At 76.2% G+C, this 20222-nt stretch carries 1 protein-coding gene; it reads left to right on the top strand.

The window, feature by feature from the left end; translation table 11 throughout:
• The first annotated feature begins 7 nt into the window (after positions 1–7).
• A complete protein-coding gene (locus tag ACZ7FF_RS26215; protein ID WP_470814806.1) occupies positions 8–20146 on the top strand; it encodes a non-ribosomal peptide synthase/polyketide synthase in 20139 nt (6712 codons plus the stop codon).
• Positions 20147–20222: the final 76 nt, after the last annotated feature.

The raw sequence follows: 20222 nt of genomic DNA, 5'->3' as shown, positions 1-20222 counted from the left end.
GACGACCATGACGTCTTCGAACCCCTCGAACCCCGGCGGTTCCCCGCGGCCCTCCAGGCGGGACCGGGCACAGGCGCTGCCCGAGGACCTGCGGGAGGCGCTGCGCCGCCGGCTGGCCGGACGGACCGGCGCGGACCCGGGAGCGGCTCGCGGCATCCCGCGTGCCGACCGCGACCGGCCGCTGCCGCTGTCCTTCGCCCAGCAGCGCCTGTGGTTCCTGGACCGGCTGCGGCCCGGCGACGCCCGCTACAACAGCGCCGTCGCGGTACGGCTCACCGGCACACCGGACCTGAGCGCGCTGGAAGCGGCCCTGGCGGCCGTCGTGGCCCGTCACGAGGCGCTGCGCACCACGTTCGAGGAGAGCGACGGCCGGCCGGTGCAGACCGTGCACCCGGCCGGTCCGGTGCCCCTGACCGTGCTGGAGCCGGACGACGTCGACGCCGCCCTGCTGCGGGAGTACTCCCGCCCCTTCGACCTGCGCCGCGGGCCGCTGGTGCGTGCCACGCTGCTCCGGGAGCCGGCGGCCTCGTGCGTCCTGCTGCTGACGGCGCATCACATCGTCACCGACGGCTGGTCGATGGGGCTCGTCCTCGACGAACTGTGCACGGCCTACGACGCCCTCGCCCGGGGCGCCGCACCGGACCTGCCCGCGGTGCCCGCGCAGTACCCGGACTTCGCCGCATGGCAGCGCGAGCAGCTCTCCGGCGCCCGCCTGGAGCGCCATCTCACCTACTGGCGCGAGCAGTTGACCGGCGCGGTGGCCCCGGAGCTGCCCCTGGACCGGCCGCGGCGCGGCGAGGAGGCCGGCGCGGGCGCCGTCCACACCTTCACCGTCCCCGCCGCGCTCACCGCCCGGCTGCGGGACCTGGCGAGAGAGCAGGGCACCACCCTGTTCACCGCCCTGGTCGCGGCGGCCCAGGCCCTGCTGGCCCGCTGGTCCGGCCAGGACGACATCAGCGTCGGCTCCCTGACTCCCGGCCGGTCCCGCACAGAGCTGGAACGGGCCGTCGGCTTCTTCGTCAACACGATCGTGCTGCGCACCCCGGTGCGGGCGTCCGGCTCCTTCCGCACCCTGCTGGCGCGGGTGGCCGGCACCGTCAACGACGCCTTCGCACACGGCGACACGCCGTTCGAGCGGATCGTGGAGACGGTGGGCGCGAGCCGCGAGGCGGGCCGCAACCCGCTGTTCGACGTGATGGTCCTGCTCCACCCCGCCCCGCCGGTCGCGACCGCCCCGCACGGCCTGGCCGCGACACCGGTAGCCGTGCCCCGGCAGGCGGCCACCTTCGACCTGAGCGTGGAGTTCGTCCCCGACGGGGACGGCCTCACCGGCCTGCTGGAGTACCGCACCGACCTGTTCGAGCCGGCGACGGCCGAGCGCATGGCCGGACAGCTGCTGCGGCTGCTGGAGGGCGTCGCCGGCGAACCGGACCGGCCGCTCGGCACCCTGCCCCTGCTGTCCGAGCGGGAGGTGCGGCAGGTCACGAGCGACTGGAACGCCACCGGGCGTCCGGTCGAGGACACCACCTACCCCGAGATCTTCCAGCGCCGGGCGGCCCGGACCCCCGGCGCGCTCGCACTGGTCGCGGGCGCCGAACGCCTCGACTACGGCACCCTCAACGCCCGCGCCAACCGGCTCGCCCACCACCTCGTCGCCCGCGGCGCCGGCCCCGAACGGCTGGTCGCACTGCGGCTGCCGCGCACCGCGGACATGATCGTGGCCGTCCTCGCCGTATGGAAGTCGGGCGCCGCCTACCTGCCCCTGGACCCGGCCCTGCCCGAGGAGCGCGTCAAGCGCCTCCTCGCGGACGCCCGCCCGGCGCTGGTCCTGGACGAGGCCGCACTGCGGGAGGTGCCCGACGACTCCCCGGACACCGACCCCACCGACGCCGACCGCCGTGCCCCGCTGCACCCCCAGCACACCGCCTACGTCATCTTCACCTCCGGCTCCACCGGCCGCCCCAAGGGCGTCGCCGTCTCCCACCGCTCGGCGGTCCACCTGCTGGCCGCCCACCGCTCGGGCTTCGTCGCCGACGCCGGAGGCGGCCCGCTGCGCGTCGCCCTCACCGCGTCCTTCTCCTTCGACACCTCCCTGGAGGGCGTGCTGCTGATGGCCGACGGCCACCCGCTGCACCTGGTGGACGAGGTGACCCGGATGGACCCGGCGGCCCTCGTCGAGTACGTCGTCGAGCACCGCGTGGACTTCCTCGACGTGACCCCCTCGTACCTGCGGCAGCTGCTGCCCGCCGGACTGCTCACCGACCCGCGCCACCACCCGCGGGTGCTGATGCTCGGCGGCGAGGCGGTCGGCCCCGCCCTCTGGCGCGAGCTGGCCGCGCACCCGGACGTCGCCGCCCACAACTTCTACGGCCCCACCGAGTGCACGGTCGACGCGCTGTCCTGCCGCATCGAGGGCAGGGACCGCCCGCTGGTGGGCCGCCCCCTGCCGAACGTACGGGCCTACGTCCTCGACGACCGGCTCCGGCCGGTGCCGCCCGGTGTCGGCGGTGAGCTGTACCTGGCGGGCGAGCAGCTGGCCCGCGGCTACACCGGCCGGCCCGGCCTGACCGCGGCGCGGTTCCTGCCCGACCCGTTCGGACCGGCCGGCACCCGCATGTACCGCACCGGCGACCTGGCCCGCTGGACGGCCGACGGGCGCCTGGACTACCTCGGCCGCGCCGACGACCAGGTCAAGGTGCGCGGCCACCGCATCGAACCCGGTGAGATCGAGGCGGCCCTGCTCGACCTGCCCGGGATCGGCGCGGCCGCGGTCACCGCCGTGCCCGACCCGCACGGCCACACCCGCCTGGCCGCCCACGTCGTCCCCGCGCCCGGCGCGCCCCGACCCGCCCCGGCCGAACTGCGGGCGGCCCTGCGGTCCGTGCTGCCCGACCACATGGTGCCGTCCTCCTTCACCGCGCTCGACGCGCTGCCGCTCACCACCAGCGGCAAGCTGGACCGCCGCGCCCTGCCCGCACCGGACTTCGAAGGCGCCGACCGGGAGCGGGAGTTCGTCGCGCCGCGCACACCCGCCGAGGAGACGCTCGCGGCCATCTGGGCCGAGGTGCTCGGTGTGCCCCGGGTGGGTGTCACCGACAACTTCTTCGAGCTCGGCGGCGACTCGATCCTGAGCATCCAGGCCGTCTCCCGGGCCCGCGCCGCGGGCCTGCGCCTCGCCTCGCAGGACGTCTTCCGCCACCAGACGGTCGCCGACCTGGCCGCCGCCTCGGCCCGCCGCACGGCCCCGGTGCCCGCACCCCGGCGACCGCGGGACGAGGGACCCGCACCGCTCACGCCCGTGCAGGAGTGGTTCCTCGCCACGCACGGCCCGCTGCGCCACTTCAGCATGTCGATGCTGCTCGGCCTGCCGCACGACCTCGACGAGCGTGCGCTGGAGCGGGCGCTCGAGGCCCTCGTCGTCCGGCACCCCGCGCTGCGCACCCGTTTCACCCGCGGCGCGGACACCTGGCGGCAGCAGCCGGCGCCGGTGTCCACCGGCGGGCTGCTCGTCCGGGCCGCCCCGGGTGCCACGCCGGCCGAGACCGCCGACGCCGCCCGCGCGACCCTGGACCCGGGCACCGGAGAGCTGCTGCGCGCCGTCCTGCTGCCGGGCGGCGACCACCCGCGACTGTTCCTGACGGTGCATCACCTGGCGGTCGACAGCGTCTCGTGGCGCGTCCTGCTCGCCGACCTGGAACACGCCTATCGCGACGCCGTCACCGGCGGGGACATCCGACTGGAGGGCGAACAGAGCCCGTTCACCGAGTGGTCCCGCGCGCTGGCCGAGCGGGTACGGGCGGGCGCCCTGGACGACGACCTGCCGTACTGGACGGCCGAGACCGCCCGGCCGCGCACCCCGCTGCCCGTGGACCTGCCCGGCACCCCGCTCGCCGGCTCCGTGCGCACCGTGCGCGGCCGCGTCGACCGCGCCACCACCGACGCCCTGCTGCGGCAGGTGCCCGGCGTCTACCGCACCCAGGTCAACGACGTGCTGCTGAGCGCGCTGAGCCGGGTGCTCGCCGACTGGACGGGCGCCGAGCGGGTGACCGTCGCCCTGGAGGGGCACGGCCGCGAGGAGGACCTCGTGGCGGGCGCCGACCTGGCCCGCACGGTCGGCTGGTTCACCACCCAGTACCCGGTCACCCTCACCCCGGCGGCCCCGTCGGACTGGGGCGCCACGCTCAAGGCGGTCAAGGAGCAGTTGCGGGCCGTGCCCCGCAGGGGACTGAGCTACCAGGCGCTGGCCCACCTCGGCTCGCCCCGGCCGGAGGCCGCCGCCCTGCGCGGACTGCCGCTGCCCGACGTCTGCTTCACCTACCACGGCCAGTGGGAGACCTCCGCGGGCCGGGACTTCGCCCCCGTCGCCGACGCACCCGGCCGGGACACGGATCCCGGCGAGCCCCTGGACCACCTGCTGGACGTCTCCGCCGCGGTGACCGACGGCGAACTGGAGATCACCTGGCACTACAGCGACCAGGTGCACCACGCCGGGACGGTGCGCGCGCTGGCCGACGCGATGGTCCGGGCGCTCGCCGCCATCACCGAGCACTGCGCCCGCCCCGACGCCGGCGGGCGGACCCCCTCCGACTTCCCCCTCGCCCGTCTGGACCAGCCGACGCTGGACCGGCTCGTCGGCGACGGACGGGACGTCGAGGACCTGCTCCCGCTCACCCCGCTCCAGGAGGGCATGCTCTTCCACCGTCTGGTCGGCGGACCGGACGACGTGTACGTCGACCAGGCCGCGCTGCTGCTGGACGGCGTGACCGACCCCGACGCCCTGGCCCTGGCCTGGCAGCGGGTCACCGACCGCACACCCGCCCTGCGCACGTCGGTGGTGTGGGAGGGGGTGCCCGCGCCGCTCCAGATCGTGCACCGCCATGTGCGGCTCCCCGTCGAGCAGCTGGACTGGCGCCCGGTGGCCGCGCGCGAGCGGGCCGACCGGCTCGGCCGGCTGCGCGCCGACGACCTGGCCCGCGGTCTCGACCTCGACCACGCGCCGCTGATGCGGCTCACACTGGTGCGCCTGCCCGACGCCCGCGTACACCTCCTGTGGACCTCCCACCACCTGATCCTGGACGGCTGGAGCCTCGCCCAGGTGCTCACCGAGGTCTTCGCGGAGTACGCCGCGCTCACCTCCGGCACCGAGCCCCGGCCGCCGCTGCGGCGCCCGTTCGGCGACTACGTGCGCTGGCTGGCCGGCCAGGACACCGCCGCCGCCCACGCCCACTGGCGTGACGTCCTCGACGGCTTCGCCACCCCCACCCCGCTGCCCGCGGACCGGGCCCGGCGGCCCGGGCACGACAGCCGCTCGGTGGGCCTGCACACCGCCGGACTGTCCGAGGAGGTCTCGGCGCGGCTGGCCCGTACCGCCCGGAGCGCCGGGCTGACCCTCGGCACCGTGGTCCAGGGGGCCTGGGCGCTCCTGCTCTCACGCTACGGCGCCGAGCGCGACGTGCTGTTCGGGACCACGGTCTCCGGCCGCCCCGACGACCTGCCCGGCGTCGAGTCGATGGTCGGCATGTTCATCAACACCCTGCCCACACGCGTCCGCGTGGACGGCGGCCGCAGCGCCGTCGCCTGGCTGCGGGAGCTGCAGGAGGCACAGGCGCAGGCGCGGCGGTTCGCCGCGGTCTCGCTCTCCGAGCTGACCGGGCTGAGCGACGTGCCCGCAGGCAGCCCGCTGTTCGACAGCATGGTGGCCTTCGAGAACTACCCCTTCGACGAGGCCGGTCCGGCCGGCTCGGGGATCCGCCTGGCCGAGGTGTCCTCGACGGACGCCACCAACTACCCGCTCGTGCTGCGGGCCCACCAGAGCGATCGCCTCGGCTTCGACCTCGCCTACGACCCGGAGCTGTTCGACGCCGCCACCGTACGGACCCTCGCCCGGCGGCTGTGCCTGCTGCTGACCGGGCTCGCCGACGACCCGGACCGCCCGCTCGCCCGGCTGCCCTGGACCACCGCCGACGAGGACCGGCGCGTCCTGCGGGACTGGAACGGCACCGAGGAGGGCCGCCCGGCCGACACCCTCGTGGACCTCTTCGAGGCCCAGGCCGCCCGCAGCCCCCATGCCGAGGCCGTCGCCTGTGGCGAGGACCGACTCGACTACGCCACGCTGGACGCCCGGGCGAACCGGCTGGCCCACCGGCTGGCCGAACTGGGCGCCGGGCCCGAGCGGTTCGTCGCCCTCGCGCTGCCCCGCTCCACCGACCTGGTCGTGGCCGTCCTCGCCGTCCTCAAGAGCGGCGCGGCCTACCTGCCCATCGACCCCGCGCTGCCCGCCGAACGCGTCACGCAACTCCTCGCCGACGCCGCGCCGGTGGCCCTGGTGACCGCCTCGGGCGCGCCGGCCGGCACCACCGTTCCCCTCCTGCCGCTAAACGACCCCGAGGTGCGCGCCGACCTGGCCCGGCGCCCGGCCACCGCCCCCGCGGACCCGGCCCGCCGCCCGGAGCCCGAGAGCCCGGCCTACGCCATCTACACCTCCGGCTCCACCGGCCGGCCCAAGGGTGTCGTCGTTCCGCACGCGGGCGTGGTACGGCTGTTCACCCGCACCGCGCACTGGTTCGGCTTCGGCGCCGACGACGTGTGGACGCTGTTCCACTCCTACGCCTTCGACTTCTCGGTGTGGGAGCTGTGGGGTCCGCTGCTGCACGGCGGCCGGCTCGTCGTCGTCCCCGAGGACACGGCCCGCTCCCCGGAGGACTTCCTGCGCCTGCTCGCCGACGAGCGGGTCACCGTGCTCAACCAGACCCCGTCCGCGTTCTACCCGCTGACCCGCGCCGACGCCGAACTCCCCGACGTGAGCGCCCGGCTGGCGCTGCGCACGGTCGTCTTCGGCGGCGAGGCGCTGGACGTGTCCCGGCTCGCCGGCTGGTACGCCCGCCACCCGGACACCGCGCCCCGGCTGGTGAACATGTACGGCATCACCGAGACCACCGTGCACGTCACCTACGCCCCGCTCGACCGCGACACGGCCCGCGCCGGCACGCCCAGTCCCATCGGCAGCGGCATCCCCGACCTGCGCGTCCATGTCCTCGACGACGCGCTCGCGCCCGTACCGCCCGGCGCCGTCGGCGAGATGTACGTGGCGGGGGAGGGCCTGGCGCGCGGCTACCTCGGCCGCCCGGGCCTGACCGCGTCCCGCTTCCTCGCCGACCCGTTCGGGCGGCCGGGGACCCGCATGTACCGCACCGGGGACCGGGCGCGCCGCCGGGCCGACGGCACCCTGGAGTACCTGGGCCGCGCCGACCAGCAGGTGAAGATCCGCGGGTACCGCATCGAGCCCGGCGAGATCGAGGCGGCCCTGCACGCCCACCCGCACGTGGGCGCCGCGGCCGTGGGTGTCCACGAGGACTCCTCCGGCACCCGGCGCCTGGTCGCCCACGTCGTCGGCACCGGCACCGGCGAGCACGCCGTACCGCCCCCGCCCGCCGCCGAACTCCGCGCCCACCTCGAACGGCTGCTGCCCGCGCACATGGTGCCCGCCGCCTATGTGCCCGTCCCGGCCCTGCCGCTCACCGTCAACGGCAAGCTCGACCGGCGCGCCCTGCCCGCCCCGGGCCCCGACGGGTTCGCCACCGGCGGCGAGCGCACCGCGCCGCGGACACCCGCCGAACGCCTGGTCGCCGCCGCGTGGGCGGACGTCCTGGACACCGACACGATCGGCGTCGAGGACAACTTCTTCGCCCTCGGCGGCGACTCCCTTCTCGCCGTCCGCGTCACGTCACGGCTGCGCGCCGCCTTCGGCCGGGACGTGACGCCCCGGCTGCTGTTCACCCACCCCGTCCTGTCCGGCCTCGCGGCCGCCCTCGGCGACCCGGCCGACGGGCTCGGCGCCCCGGACGACGTCATCCCGGCCCTCCCCGCGACCGAGCCTGCAGTCCTGTCGTACGCCCAGCAACGCCTGTGGTTCCTCGACCGGTTCGAGCCGGGCAGCACGGAGTACACGACCCTGTCGGCGCTGCGCCTCGTCGGCCCGCTCGACGTGCCCGCCCTGCGGACGGCACTGGACGGACTGGTCGCCCGGCACGAGTCCCTGCGCACGACGTTCGCCGAACACGACGGCACCGCACGGCAGATCGTCCACCCGGCGTACCCGGTGGACCTCCCCCTGGAGGACGTCCCCGACGCCGCCGCCCTGGACGCCCTCCTGGAGCGCGCCGCCACCACCCCGTTCGACCTGGCCGCCGGACCGCTGCTGCGCGCCCGCCTGGCCCGCCTCACCGCCGGGGAGCACGTCCTCGTCCTGGCCCTGCACCACATCGTCACCGACGGCTGGTCCCTGGGCGTGCTGGGCCGCGACCTCGGCGAGCTGTACACGGCGGCCCACGAGAGGCGCGCCCCGGACCTGCCCGCCCTGCCCGTCCGCTACGCCGACCACGCCGCCTGGCAGCGCACCCGCACCGACCGCGCCGAGGCCGACCTCGCCCACTGGCGCCGGGTCCTCGACGGCGTCACCCCGCTGGAGCCGCCCACCGACCGCCCCCGTCCAGCCGTCCGCACCCGCGAGGGCGCCCTGGTCACCTTCACCCTGCCCGTGGCGCTCACCGAACGGCTCACCGAGCGGGGCCGGGAGGCCGACGCCACCCTCTACATGACCCTGGTGGCGGCCTGCCAGCTGCTGCTGGCGCGCTGGGCCGGCCGGCACGACCTGACCGTGGGCACCGTCACCGCCGGCCGCGACCGGCCCGAACTGCACGACCTGGTCGGCATGTTCGTCAACACGCTGGTCCTTCGTGCCCACGTCCCCCCGGAGCTGACGTTTCGTCAGCTGCTGACCCAGGTGCGCGGCACCGTCCTGGACGCGTTCGCCCACCAGGAGGTCCCCTTCGAGCGGCTGGTGGACGCCCTCCAGCCGGAGCGGGACACCAGCCGCACCCCGCTGTTCCAGGTCATGGTGGCCCTGCACAACCTGGGCGCCGAGGCACCCCGGCTGCCGGGACTCCGGGTGGAGCCCGTGACCCCGCCGGTCCGCAACGCCACCTTCGACCTCGCCTTCGACTTCGTGCAGCACGACGGCGGCCTCACCGGCCACCTGGAGTACAACACCGGTCTCTTCGACCCGGAGACCGCCGAGCGCCTGGCCGCCCGGCTGCGGATCCTGCTCGAAGCGGCGGCGGCGGACCCCGAACGCCCCGTCGGTGAACTGCCGTTGATGACCGAAGCCGAGCGCCGGCAGGTGCTCCGGCAGGGCGAGGGTCCGCGGCTGCCCCGGCCGGACACCACCTTCCCCGCCCTCTTCGAGGCGCAGGCCGCGCGCACACCGCGCCGCACCGCCCTCGTCGCCCCCGACGCCGTCCTCGACCTCGCCGCGCTGAACGAGCGGGCCAACCGGCTCGCCCACCACCTCATCGGGCTCGGCGCCGGCCCCGAGCGCGTGGTCGCGGTCCGCCTGCCACGCACCGGCGACCTGGTGGTGGCGGTGCTGGCGGTCCTCAAGTCCGGCGCCACCCTGCTCTGCATCGACCCCGGACTCCCGCAGGCGCGAACCGAGTTCCTGCTCCAGGACACCCGGCCGCACACCCTGCTGACCGGCCTCGACGACGTGGCCTGGGACCGGCTCCCCGCGCACGACCCCACCGACGCCGACCGCGTCCGTCCGCTGCTGCCGGGGCATGCCGCCTACATCGTCCACACCTCCGGCTCCACCGGCCGCCCCAAGGGCGTCGTCGTCGAGCACCGTCAGCTGGTCAACCTCTGCCACGACCACCGCGCGAACCTGCTCGCCCCGCACACCACCGACGGGCGGCGGCTGCGGGCCGCGCTCAGCGCCTCCTTCTCCTTCGACACCTCCTGGGAAGGCCCGCTGCTGCTCGCCCTCGGCCACGAGGTGCACCTCGTCGCCGAGGACGTGCGCCTGGACCCGGAGGCGTTCTGCGCCCAGGTCGCCGAGCACCGGCTCGACCTGGTGAACGTCACCCCGTCCTTCCTGCGGGAACTCACCTCAGCCGGCCTGTTCGCGCCCGGCCGCCACCACCCGGGCCTCCTGCTCGTCGGCGGAGAGACCGTCCCCGCCGCCACCTGGCGCGAACTCGTCCGCGCGGGACGGGAGTCGGGCGTCACCGTGTACAACATGTACGGGCCCACCGAGTGCACCGTCGACGCCGTCTACGGCCGCCTGGCCGACCGCCCCGACCAGCCGGTCATCGGCCGTCCCGGCGGCAACCTGCGGGCGTACGTCCTCGACGCCGCCCTGCGCCCGGTGCCCCCCGGAGTGCCCGGCGAGCTGTACCTGGCCGGGGACCAGGTGGCCCGGGGCTATCTGAACCGGCCCGGGCTGACCGCCGCCCGTTTCCCCGCCGACCCGTACGGCGCACCGGGGGAGCGGATGTACCGCACCGGCGACCGGGCCCGCTGGGACAACCACGGCCTGCTGGAGTTCCTCGGCCGCGTCGACGAGCAGGTCAAGATCCGCGGGTTCCGCATCGAGCCCGGGGAGGTCGAGGCCGCGCTGCTCGCGCATCCCGGCGTGGCGGACGCCGCGGTGACCGCGCGCGAGCACGCGGGACGCCTGATGCTCGTCGCCTACGTGGTGCCCGCGGGCGAGCGCGTCCCCTCGGGGGACGACCTGCGCGTCGAACTGCGCCGCACGCTCCCGGACCACATGGTGCCCGCCGCCTTCGTGCCGCTGGCCCGCATCCCGCGCACCACGGGCGGCAAGACCGACCGGCGCGCCCTGCCCGCGCCTCCCGACCGGCCCGACGACGCCACCCCGTACGTCGCCCCCCGACCCGGCACCGAGGAACGACTCGCCGCGATCTGGGCCGAGGTGCTGGGCATCGAACGGGTGGGCGCCCGGGACAACTTCTTCGCCCTCGGCGGCGACTCCATCCTCAGCATCCAGATCGTCTCCCGCGCCCGGCAGGCCGGCTTCGCCCTCACCACCAAGGACGTGTTCCGCCACCAGACGGTGGCCGAACTCGCCCTGGGCGTGGGCACTCCCGCCGCCCACCCGGCCGCCGCCGACGTCCCGCCCGCCGAGGCCCCGCTCACCCCCATCCAGCACTGGTACCTGGACGGCCGCGACCCGGCCGGGCCGCTTCGCTTCGGCATGACCCAGCGACTGGAACTGGCCCCGGACACCGACCCGGAGGCCCTGCGCCGGGCGGTGGAGGCCCTCGTGGACCACCACGCCGCGCTGCGCAGCCGGTTCCGGCACACCGGCACCGGCTGGCTCCAGGAGGTCCTGCCCCAGGCGCCGGCGGCCGTGTTCACCCGGCACGACGTGGCCGGGCTGGACCCCACGGCGCTGGAGGCCGAGGCGCAGCGGCTCACCGAGGAGGCACAGGCCGCGCTCGACCCGGTCGCGGGCCGGGTCGTACACGGCCTCCATCTCGACCCCGGACCGGACCGCCCCGGCCAACTCGTGCTCACGGCACACCACTTGGTGATCGACGGAGTCTCCTGGCGCATCCTGCTGGGCGACCTGGAGACCGCGTACCGGGCGGTGGCGGCCGGACAGCCGGCCGAACTGCCGCCCGCGGGCACCTCCTACGGCCGCTGGGCGCAGCGGCTCGCGGCGCACACGCGCGCAGGAGCCCTGGACGGCGACCTGGCGTACTGGACGCGCGCGTGCGCGGCCCCGGCCGAGCTGCCCGCGGGGCGCCCGGGCCGCAACACCCACGGCACCGCCGCCACCGTCACCGTGGAACTGGACCCGGAGACCACCGGCGCCCTGCTGCGGAAGGTCCCCGAGGCCTACCGCACCCAGGTCAACGACGTCCTGCTCAGCGCCCTCGGCCACACCCTGGCCCGCTGGTGCGGCCGCGGCACCGTGTTGCTGGGCGTGGAGGGCCACGGCCGCGAGGACCTCTTCGACGACCTGGACCTGTCGCGGACGGTGGGCTGGTTCACCGCCGAGTTCCCCCTCGCCCTGCGGGTCGACCCCGAGGTGGGCTGGCACGACACGCTCCGGTCGGTCAAGGAACAGCTGCGCGGGGTCCCGCTGCACGGCCTGAGCCACGGCGCCCTGAGCCGGCTCCTGCCCGGCAGCCCGCTCGCGGGCACCCCCGCCCCGCAGGTCGGCTTCAACTACCACGGCCAGTGGGACACCGGCGGCGGCGACGGCCTGTTCCGCGCCGCCCTGCCCCCGGCCGGCCGCGACACCGACCCCGACGAGCCCCGCCCGTACCTGCTGGACGTCACGGGTGTGGTGCAGGAGGGGAGGCTCGAACTGGGCTGGACCTACCCGGCCGAGATCTACGACGAGGACACCGTCCGCGCACTGGCCGAGGACACCCTGGCCGCCCTGCGCGCCATAGTGGAGCACTGCGCCCGCCCCGGCGCCGGCGGCCGCACCCCCTCCGACTTCCCGCTGGCCGGCCTCACCCAGGACCAGCTGGACCGTCTGGTCGGCGACGGCCGGCGCGTCGAGGACGTCCTGCCGCTGACCCCGCTGCAGTCCGGCATGCTCTTCCACGGGCTCGTCGACACCGAGGGCGCCTACTTCGACCGCACCGCCGTACGGCTGTCCGGGGTGGCCGACCCGCAGGCGTTCGCCGAGGCCTGGCAGCAGGTCGCCGACCGCACCCCGGCGCTGCGCACCAGCGTGCACTGGCAGGGGCTGCCGGACCCGGTCCAGGTGGTCCACCGCCGGGCCGGGCTGCCCGTCACCCACCTCGACTGGCGGCACCTGGACCCGGGGCGGCGGGCGGCGGAGACCGAGCGGCTGCTCGCGGCGGACCGCGCGACGGGCCTCGACCTCACCACCGCACCGCTCACCCGCCTCACCCTGGCCGCCCTGCCCGGCGACGAGGTGCTCCTGCTGTGGTCCACCCACCACATCGCCCTGGACGGCTGGAGCACCGGGCAGCTGCTCACCGAGGTGTGCGAGCGCTATGCCGCGCTCACCGGTGGCGCACAGGCGGCGCCCCCCGTCCGGCGGCCGTTCGCCGACTTCCTGCACTGGCTGCGCGGCCAGGACGAGACGGCCGCCGAACGGCACTGGGCCGGCAGCCTCGCCGGCTTCGCCGCCCGCACCCCGCTGCCCTACGACCGCACGCCCACCGAGGCGCACCGCGCCCGCTCGGCCGCGGCCGTCACCCGCGCACTGGACGAACCGGTCTCGCGGCGGCTGCGGGAGACCGCCGCCCGCGCCGGGCTCACCGTCAACACCCTGGTGGAGGGCGCCTGGGCGCTGCTGCTGGCGCGCGGCTGCGGACGCGACGACGTGGTGTTCGGCACCACCGTCTCCGGCCGCCCGGCCGAACTGCCTGGCGTCGAGGGCATGATCGGCATGTTCATCAACACCGTGCCCACCCGGGTGCGCATCCCGCGGGGTGCGGTCCTGCCGTGGCTGCGGGACCTCCAGGAGCGGCAGAGCGACGCCCGCCGCTTCGACTTCCTCGCCCTGCCCCGTATCCAGGCCGCCTGCGAAGTGCCGCCCGGCGAGGCCCTGTTCGACAGCATGGTCGTGTTCGAGAACTATCCCGTCGACGAGGCGGCCACGGCCCGCACCGGCGTCCGGGTGGCGGAGGTCCGCGCCGACGACGCCACCACGTTCCCCTGGTGCCTGCGCGCCGACCTCACCGAACGGCTCGGCTTCGACCTGGCCTACGACCCCGCCCTCTTCGAGCGGGACACCGTCGAGCGTGCCGCCGACCGCCTGGCCGGCCTGCTGACCGCACTCGCCGACGGCCTCGACGGCACCGTCGACGGCCTGGACGCGCTCACCCCGGACGACCGGGAACTGCTCGCGGCCTGGAACGACACCGCCCGCCCGGCGGACCCGCGCAGCCCCGTCGACCTCTTCGCCGAGCAGGCCCGCCGCACCCCGGACGCCCTCGCGGTGCGCGACGGCGCACACCGGCTCACCTACCGGGAACTCGCCCACTGGTCCGGGCGGCTCGCCGCCCGGCTGCGGGCGGACGGCCTGGCCGCCGAGGACCGGGTGGCGCTCCTGATGGACCGCTCGGCCGAACTCGTCGTCGCCCAGCTCGCGGTCCTCATCGCGGGCGGCGCCTACGTCCCGGTCGACACCAGGGCACCCGAGGACCGCCGCCGGGCCCTGCTCGCGCAGGCGGGCGTGACGGCGCGGCTCACCGCGCCGGAGGTCGCGGCGGCCCGGTTCCCCGAGCCGCCCGACGGCACCCCGCACGCCGCGCCCGGGGGCACGACCGTCCGCGGCGGGACGGAGGGCGCCACCGTGCCCGAGGGCGACCACCTTCGCGCCGACCTTCGCACCGGCGGCACGGACGAGGCGTGGCTGCCCGCTGCCTCGGAGAACGACGCCCGGCGTACCGGCGTCGCGGACACGCCGCCGCAGCCCCCCGTCGCGTCCGGGGCCGCCACCGCCGTAGTGGACCTGCCGCCCGCCGATCCCGACCGGCTGGCCTACGTGATGTTCACCTCCGGGTCCTCCGGCCGGCCGAAGGCGGTCGCGGTGCGGCACCGGGACGTGGCGGCGCTCGCCACGGACGGCCGCTTCGCCGACGGCGTGTGCGCACGGGTGCTGCTGCACTCGCCGGTGGCCTTCGACGCCGCGACCTTCGAGGTGTGGGCGCCGCTCCTCACCGGCGGCTGTGTGGTCGTCGCGCCCGGCGAGCCCGTGGACGCGGCCCTGGTACGAAGGCTCGCCGCCGACGGCGGGCTGACGACGCTCTGGCTCACCGCGGGCCTCTTCCGGCTGCTCGCGCAGGACGCGCCGGACTGCTTCCGGGGCCTGAGGCAGGTGTGGACCGGCGGTGACGTCGTCCCCGCCCCGGCCGTGCGCCGGGTACTGGACGCCTGCCCGGGCCTCACCGTCGTCGACGGCTACGGGCCCACCGAGACCACCACCTTCGCCACCTCCTTCCCGCTCACGGACGCGGCGGCGGTGCCGGACACCGTGCCCGTCGGACACCCGCTCGACGACATGCGGGTCCACGTCCTCGACGGCCGGCTGCGGCCCGTCCCACCGGGCTGCCAGGGCGAGCTGTACCTGGCCGGGGAGGGGCTGGCCCGCGGCTACCTGGGCCGCCCCGGCGACACCGCGGCACGCTTCCTCGCCGACCCCCTCGGCGCGCCCGGCACCCGCATGTACCGCACCGGCGACCTGGCCCGGCGGCGCCCCGACGGCACCGTGGAGTTCCTCGGCCGCGCCGACGACCAGGTGAAGATCCGCGGCTTCCGGGTGGAGCCCGGCGAGGTCGAGGCCGCCCTCGCCGCGCATCCGGACGTCCACGACGTCGCGGTGCTCGCCCGCGAGGACCGGCCGGGAGCCAGGCGGCTGGTGGCCTACGTCGTCGGCCCGGCCGGACAGGACCCGGTAGGGCTCGGCGACTTCGCCGCCAGGGCCCTGCCCGACTACCTCGTCCCGTCCGCGTTCGTGCCGCTCGACGCCCTGCCGCTGAGCGGCAACGGCAAGGTCGACCGGACGTCCCTGCCGGCACCGGAGGCCCGCGCACCGCGCGAGCGCGTCGCACCCCGCACCCTGGCCGAGCGGCGGACGGCGGAGATCTTCGCGCAGGTCCTCGGCACCGAACCCCCAGGGGTGGAGGACGACTTCTTCCAGCTGGGCGGCGACTCGATCCTCAGCATCCGGCTCGCCTCCCGCCTGAGCGAGGCCTTCGGCGCCGGCCTCACACCCCGGGAGGTGTTCAGCCACACCACACCGGCCGCGCTGGCGCGGCTGCTCACCGACCAGGCGGGCACCGCACGCCCGGCCATCGTGCCGGTCGAGCGCGAGGCACCCGCGCCCATGTCGTACGCCCAGCAACGCCTCTGGTTCCTGGAGGAGTTCGCGCCCGGTGGCGCCGAGTACATCACCGCCCTCGCCCTGCGGCTGCGCGGCGCCCTGGACACCGGCGCCCTCGGCGCGGCGCTCACCGGCCTGGCGGCCCGGCACGAGGCGCTGCGCACCACCTTCGACAGCGTGGACGGCCACGGCGTCCAGATCGTCCACCCGCCGCAGGCCGTGCCCCTGTCCTCGCACGACCTCTCCGTGCTGTCCGGCACCGCGCGCGAGGACGCCCTGCGCCGCCTGCTCGCCGACGAGCGCACCCGTCCCTTCGACCTGCGCGAGGGCCCGCTGCTGCGCGCCACGCTCGTCCGGCTGGCCGGCGACGAGCACGTCCTCGCCCTCACCCTGCACCACATCGTCACCGACGGCTGGTCGAACGGCGTGCTGCTCGGGGACCTCGCCCACCTGTACCGCACCGAGTTGGGCGTGGAGACGGACCGACTACCCCCGCTGCCGGTGCAGTACGGCGACTACGCCCACTGGCAGCGCTCGGCCGCCGGCACCGCGGCGGACGGGCAACTCGCCTACTGGAAGGACGCCCTGGCCGGCGCCGAGCCCCTGGAGCTGCCCACCGACCGGCCCCGGCCCCCGGTACGCACCAGCAACGGGGCGACCACCAGGCTGGTGCTGCCCGCCCAGACGGTCCGGCGTCTCACGGGGCTCGCCCGGGACCGGGGCACCACCCTGTTCACCACGCTCGTCGCCGCGGCCCAGGCGTATCTGGCGCGGCTCTCCGGGGGGCGGGACATCGCCGTCGGCACCGTGACCTCCGGCCGCGACCGGCCCGAGACCCAGGCCCTCGTCGGGTTCTTCGTCAACACCCTCGTGCTGCGCTCCCGGGTCGACACCGGGCGGCCGTTCACCGAGTTCCTCACCGGGGTGCGGCAGACGGTGCTGGACGCCTTCGCCCACCAGGACGTGCCGTTCGAACAGGTGGTGGACGAGGTGCGGCCCGTCCGGGACACCAGCCGCAGCCCGCTCTTCCAGGTCATGGTCGTCCTGCAGAACACCCCCGCCGCCGACCCCGACCTGCCCGGCCTGCGCGTCACCGACGTCGAACCCGACTCCCAGCAGGCCGCGTTCGACCTCACGCTGGAGTTCGCCGAGACCGGCATCGGAGCCCTGGACGGCCTGATCACCTACAACACCGACCTGTTCGACCGGGACACCGCCGAACGGATGGCCCACCAGCTCGCCACCCTGCTGACCGCCGTCGCGGAGGACCCCGGACGTCCGCTCGGCGCACTCCCGCTGACCTCCCACGACGAGCTGAAGATCCTCCTGGACCAGGGGCGGAGCGGCTTCCACCCGGTGCCCGAGGCGACCCTGCCCGACCTGTTCGAACGCCGGGTGGCCGCCGCCCCGGACGCGGTCGCGCTCGTGGACGGCGAGCGGGAACTGACGTACGCCGAGGTCGACCGGGCCGCCAACCGGCTGGCCCACCGGCTGATCCGGTACGGCGTGGGACCGGAACGCGTGGTGGCCCTGGCGCTGCCCCGCTCGGCGGAGACGGTCGTGGCCCAGCTCGCCGTCACCAAGGCCGGCGGCGCCTTCCTGCCCGTGGACCCGAACTACCCCCAGCAGCGAAGGGAGTTCATGATCCGCGACGCGGGCGCCCACCTGGTGCTCGACGACCCGGCCGCGATCTGGACCGGCGGCGGACCGGAGTCCGCGCCCACGGACGCCGACCGTTTTGCCGCGCTCACCCCCGGCCACCCCGCCTACGTCATCTACACCTCGGGCTCCACCGGCACCCCCAAGGGCGTGGTGGTCACCCACCGGGGACTCGCCTCCTTCGCCGCGGCCGCCGCCGAGCAGTACGCGGCGGGTCCCGGCGACCGCGTACTGCAGTTCGCCTCGCCCAGCTTCGACGCCTCCGTGCTGGAACTGTGCGTCTCCCTCCTCTCCGGAGCCACGCTGGTGACCGGCGAGGAGGGCCCGCTGGTCGGGGAGCGGCTGGCCGAGGTGCTCGCCGCGCGGCGCGTCAGCCACACGCTGATCCCGCCCGCCGCCCTGGCCACCGTCCCGCCCGGCACCGCCGGCGCCCTGACCGGACTGCGCACCCTGATCGTCGGCGCAGAGGCCTGCCCGGCCGACCTCGTCGACACCTGGGCCGGGGGCCGGCGGATGATCAATTCGTACGGGCCCACCGAGGCCACCGTGGTCGCCACCTGGACCGGCCCGCTGGCCCCGGGCGCGGGCGCCCCGCCCATCGGCCGTCCCGCCGCCGGCACCCGCGTGTACGTCCTGGACGCGGCCCTGCGTCCCGTACCGCCGGGCGTGACGGGGGAGTTGTACGTCGCGGGGCCCGGACTGGCCCGCGGCTACCTCGGCCGGCCCGGGCTGACCGCCCAGCGGTTCCTCGCCGACCCGTTCGGCGCGCACGGGGAGCGGATGTACCGCACCGGTGACCTGGTGCGGTGGAGCGGCGACGGCCGACTGCGCTTCGCCGGACGCGTGGACGACCAGGTCAAGCTGCGCGGCTTCCGCATCGAGCCGGGCGAGATCGAGAGCGCGCTGCGCCGCAGCCCCCTGGTCCGGGACGCGGCCGTCGTCGTACGCGCCGACGCGCCCGGGGAAGGGGCGGCCCCCGGACCCGCCCGGCTCGTCGCCTACGTCGTACCGGCGGATCCCTCCGACGACGACGTGCCCGCCGGTGAGCTGCGGGAACACCTGGCCGGGCTGCTGCCGCCGCACATGGTGCCCTCGGTCGTCGTGCCGCTCCCGCGGCTGCCGCTCACCCCGAACGGCAAGACCGACCGGCGCGCCCTGCCCGCACCGGCGGCCGGCCGGACGGCGCACGGCCCGCGCACCGCCCCGCGCACCGCCCCGCGCACCGACACCGAGCGGCGCATCGCCCGGATCTGGTCCGACGTCCTCGGCATCGAGGAGATCGGCGCCGACGACAACTTCTTCGCCCTCGGCGGCGACTCGATCCTGACCATGCAGGTGGTCTCGCGGCTGCGCCGGGACGGCCTGCACGTGGCCACCCGGGACCTGTTCACCCACCAGACCGTCGCCGAACTCGCCGGTGTCGTGACGCAGGCGCCCCGGCACGCCGGGGCCGGCCCGGTGACCGGCGAGGTGCCGCTCACCCCGATCCAGGAGTGGTTCCTGACCACCCCGCGCGCCGCCCACCACCATTTCAACCAGTCCGCGCTGCTCGAACTGGACGGCGCCCCCGACCCGCGGGCGCTGCGCGCCGCCCTGGACGCCCTGCTGGAGCACCACGACGCCCTGCGCATGCGGTTCACCCGGGAGGAAACCACAGGCGGCTGGCGGCAGTTCAACCCGCCGCCCGCCGAGCAGGACGGCCTCCTCGTCCACCACGACCTGTCGGGCCTGTCCGCCGCGGAGGCCGACACGGCCATGGAGAAGGCGGCCGACGACCTGCACTCCGGCTTCCGGCTGTCCGACGGCCCGAAGCTGCGGGCGGCCCTGTTCACCGGCGACCCGGACCGGCCGGTGTTCCTGCTGCTCGTCGCCCACCACCTGGTCGTCGACGCCGTCTCCTGGCACATCCTGCGGGACGACCTGGAGACCGCCTACCGCCAGGCGCTGCGCGGCGAACCGGTCCGCCTGGGGGAGCGGAGCACCAGCTTCCGCGACTGGGCACGGCGACTGGCCGCGCACGTCGCCGAGGGCGGGCTCGACCACGAACTGCCCTACTGGGAGGAGGCGGTGCGGGCCGCACCCGCCCCGGCGGCCGCGGTGCCCCGCTCCGAGGAGGACCGGACCGCCGTGGTGAGCGTGGAACTCGACGAGGAGGACACCACCGCGCTGCTGCGGGCCGCCCCGACCGCCTACCGCACCCGGGTCAACGACGTGCTGCTCGCCGCCCTCGCCCTGGCCCTGGCCCGCTGGACCGGGCACGACCGGGTCCGCCTCGACCTGGAGGGCCACGGCCGGGAGGATCTGCTCGACGGGGTCGACCTGTCCCGCACCGTCGGCTGGTTCACCACCGTCCACCCGGTCGCCCTGCGGGTGCCGGCGCCCGACGGCCTCGGCCCGGACCGGGACTGGCGGGACCTGGTGAAGTCGGTGCGCCGGCAGCTGCGCGCCGTCCCGGGCAACGGCATCGGCTTCGGCGCGCTGCGCACCTTCGGTCCGCCCGAGGTCCGCGAGCGCCTCGGGGGCACCGCGCACAGCGAGGTGGTGTTCAACTACCTCGGCCAGTGGGACGCCCGGCCCGAGGTCGCGGACGGCGGTCCGGTGCGCGCCGAGCACGGTTCCTTCGGGCAGGACCACGACCCCCGGGACCCGGGCTCCCACCCCCTGGAGGTGGTGGGCGCGGTGCAGCACGGCCGCCTCGCCTTCAGCTGGCACCACCGGCCCGCGGCGCACGACACGGCGACCGTACGCCGCGTGGCGGAGGAGTTCGCGTCCGCCCTGCGGCACATCGCCCGGCACGCCCGGGGAGGCAGGTGACCACCTCCCGCACGCGGGGCGCCCCACCGGGCCACGCGGCCCGCCGGGGCCCGCACTCGCCCCGCGCCCCGAACCG

Source organism: Streptomyces sp. NPDC037126 (assembly GCF_055605965.1).
Note: the sequence above shows the minus strand (reverse complement) of the source record. Positions and strands in the feature narration are given on the sequence as shown.

Coding starts and splice junctions, on each gene's coding strand:
- ACZ7FF_RS26215 (WP_470814806.1), top strand. CDS start 8: ATGACGTCTTCGAACCCCTCGAACCCCGGCGGTTCCCCGCGGCCCTCC.